Origin of the sequence: Rhodococcus sp. R1101, from assembly GCF_000278445.1 — a bacterium.
Lineage (GTDB): Bacteria > Actinomycetota > Actinomycetes > Mycobacteriales > Mycobacteriaceae > Rhodococcus > Rhodococcus gordoniae.
In genome coordinates this window covers 1-2,867 of record NZ_AJVB01000490.1, presented here as the reverse complement: position 1 = coordinate 2,867, position 2,867 = coordinate 1, and the positions used below count along the sequence as shown (strand labels likewise).

General features: G+C 70.1%; 4 protein-coding genes and 1 pseudogene. All 5 read left to right on the top strand.

Going from position 1 to position 2,867, the window contains the following annotated elements:
• Positions 1 to 150: pseudogene (locus R1101_RS30375) on the top strand (aldo/keto reductase); the annotation flags it as partial.
• The gene (locus R1101_RS31350; RefSeq protein ID WP_269726644.1) at positions 147 to 269 is read left to right on the top strand and encodes a hypothetical protein; all 123 of its coding nucleotides are present in this window, start codon (positions 147 to 149) and stop codon (positions 267 to 269) included. The pseudogene R1101_RS30375 and the gene R1101_RS31350, both read left to right, overlap by 4 nt.
• Positions 270 to 411: 142 nt before the next feature.
• On the top strand, positions 412 to 1,419 hold the full coding sequence (locus R1101_RS0120380) for a hypothetical protein (RefSeq protein WP_016935142.1): 1,008 nt from the start codon (positions 412 to 414) through the stop codon (positions 1,417 to 1,419).
• The gene (locus R1101_RS0120375) at positions 1,419 to 1,673 is read left to right on the top strand and encodes a DUF5703 family protein (RefSeq protein WP_016935141.1); all 255 of its coding nucleotides are present in this window, start codon (positions 1,419 to 1,421) and stop codon (positions 1,671 to 1,673) included. The genes R1101_RS0120380 and R1101_RS0120375 overlap by 1 nt, the downstream gene beginning before the upstream one ends.
• Positions 1,674 to 1,714: 41 nt before the next feature.
• Positions 1,715 to 2,785: a quinone-dependent dihydroorotate dehydrogenase gene (locus R1101_RS0120370; protein WP_026003519.1), complete on the top strand. Its 1,071-nt coding sequence runs from the start codon at positions 1,715 to 1,717 to the stop codon at positions 2,783 to 2,785.
• Positions 2,786 to 2,867: the final 82 nt, after the last annotated feature.

Sequence of the window (2,867 nt, the reverse complement as noted above, 5' to 3'; positions counted from 1 at the left end):
GTGGCCCTGGCCTGGGTGCGCGATCGGCCGCATGTGGCGTCGACGCTCGTGGGCGCACGGGATCTCGCGCAACTGACCGGAGTGCTGGTCGCGGAGGAGTTGGCCTTGCCGCCGGCGATCGCCGCGGCGCTCGACGACGTGAGCGCGTGATCCCGGCAACACCGACCACACCTCGCTTCTTTCCCGAAGGTGGGCACGACGAACACGCCGTGGTGGTCGTGCTGCCCCACCGCCCGAGCCGCGACCTGTCCGCCTCGGCGCAGAGCTGAGCAGCAGGTCACATCCGGCCCGGCAGGCGGCGTCCTGATTTCTTTCCCACGACCGGCATCAGGAACACTGAGGGTCGGCGCGCCGGTCGCCGGGAGGCGTCCGGCAGGTGCGGATCGAATCCGAGGACGAGGAGCAGCAACGATGGGCAGAGCGGGCATCCGGGCGGTCACGATGGTGGGTGCGATCGCGCTGGTCGCGCTGGCGGGTTGCTCGTCGGAGAGCACCCCGGACGTACTGCAGACCATCGAACCCGCCACGCCGGCAGCCGCGCCCGAGGTCGGCCCATCCCCCGCCGGCGATGTCCGCCCCCTCGACCTGCAGGTCGACGCCCTGATCGTCGAACCGTCCACCGGTACCTTCGCCGCGCTCGTCGACGACGGAGCACGGGTGGCGCTGTTCGACGACGCCGAGTCCGAACCGCGTCTGGTCGACCTGCCGTCGTCCGCGGCGACCGTCGTGGCCGGACCCGACGGCAGTGTGCTCGCTCCCGCATCCGGTGCCGTGCTGCGTATCGACGCTGCCGCGGGCACGCTCACCGAGGTTCCGGTCGACGGCACCGCATCGTCGGCGGCCGTGCTGTCCGACGGTCGCTGGGCCGTCGGGACCGACGACGGCCGCGTGCTGGTCGTCGACCCCGACTCCGGTGAGGTAAGCACCACGGTCGGTGGCCTCGCCTCCGTCGACGCCCTCGCCGTCACCGGGGACGCCGTCGCGGCGCTCGACCGACGGCAGACCTCGCTCACCGAACTCGACCTCGCCGACGCCCATCTCGGTCCTGCGCTGCGCGCCGGTGAAGGAGCGACGCAGCTGACCACCGACCCGTTCGGGCGCGTGATGGTCACCGACACCACCGGGGACGAGCTGCTCGTCTACACCCTCGACGCGATCGTCCTGCGGCAGCGCTATCCCGTCGGTCCCGCCCCCTACGCTGTGACCTACGACGAAACACGGGATCTGGTCTGGGTGACTCTGACCGGCAGCAACGAGGTCGTGGGCTACGATCTTTCGACCGGGATCCCGCGAGAACGCCACCGCTTCGCAACGGTGCGGCAACCGAACTCGATCGCCGTCGATCCGGTCGACGCGGCTCTGGTGATCGCATCGGCGACCGGTGACGGTCTGCAACGGATCCCGATCGAAGGACAGTGATGGCGAACGAGCGACTCGGCCGGTTCACCCGGTTACCTGTCGGCTGGGACACCAGCAACGACGAATACGAGTACGTGCCGCTGAAACTTCCCCGGGACGTCTCCCGGGTGAGTGCGTCGATGCGGCTGGCGATCTCCGCGGAATTCCACGGCTGGGAACTCACCCGGGTGCGCCTGTACCCGGACGGAAGCCGCCGCGTGCTGCTCCGGCGCCGCAAGACGCCCCATCACGTCCCCGAACCCACCGTCCGCTGATCATCACCCCGGGCCTCGCCCGGGCCTGCAGGGAGTTGTCCGTGTACCGCTTGCTTCTTCGGCTCATGTTCCTGTTGTCGCCGGAACGAGCCCACCATCTCGCCTTCCTGGCGATGCGCTGGGCGACCAGGTTCGAGCCGGCGCGGACCGTGGTGTCGAAGATCCTCGTCGTCGACGACCCGGTGCTGCGCAACTCGGTGTTCGGCGTCGAGTTCCCCAACCCGGTGGGCCTGGCCGCGGGCTTCGACAAGGACGCCACCGGTGTGGACGTCTGGGGTCCGCTCGGCTTCGGGTTCGCCGAGGTCGGCACCGTGACCGCGCAGGCGCAGCCGGGTAATCCGCAGCCGCGCCTGTTCCGCCTGCCCGAGGATCGGGCGATCGTGAACCGGATGGGGTTCAACAACCACGGGGCCGGTGAGGCCGCCAACCGGCTGCGGCAGCGCCGCCGCACCGTGCCGATCGGCGCGAACATCGGCAAGACCAAAGTGGTGCCCGCCGAGCAGGCGGCGCAGGACTACACCGACAGCGCACGGCTCCTCGGTCCTCTCGCGGACTTCGTGGTCGTCAACGTCTCGTCGCCGAACACCCCGGGTCTGCGCGATCTGCAGGCCGTCGAGTCGCTGCGCCCGATTCTCGCCGCGGTCCTCGACACCGTGACGGTGCCGGTGCTCGTCAAGATCGCCCCGGATCTGTCGGACGAGGATGTCGATGCGGTGGCCGACCTGGCGCTCGAACTCGGCCTGGCCGGCATCGTCGCCACCAACACCACCATCCGCCGTGACGGATTGAACACCCCACAGAGCCGAATCGAGGAGATCGGCGCGGGTGGTCTGTCGGGTGCGCCGGTGGCCGAGCGATCGCTCGAGGTGCTGCGCCGGCTGCGCTCACGGGTCGGCGACCGGTTCACGCTGATCTCGCTCGGCGGCATCGAGACACCCGAGCAGGCCTTCGAGCGCATCCTGGCAGGTGCGTCCCTGGTCCAGGGCTACACCGGGTTCATCTACGGCGGCCCGTTCTGGGTGCGCCGCCTCAACAAGGGCATCGCCCGCAAACTGCGCGCGCACGGTTACCGGTCCATCGCCGACGCGGTGGGCGCCGCCGCACGAGTCTGATCGTCACACGGATCGGGGGCTCGGGACGCCAGTGGTCCCGAGCCCCCGATCCGTTGTGTCAGCGCACCTCGTAGGTGCCGGT

Excerpts from the sequence above, each read along its gene's own strand:
- R1101_RS0120380 (WP_016935142.1), top strand. The coding sequence starts at position 412 with ATGGGCAGAGCGGGCATCCGGGCGGTCACGATGGTGGGTGCGATCGCG.
- R1101_RS0120375 (WP_016935141.1), top strand. The coding sequence starts at position 1,419 with ATGGCGAACGAGCGACTCGGCCGGTTCACCCGGTTACCTGTCGGCTGG.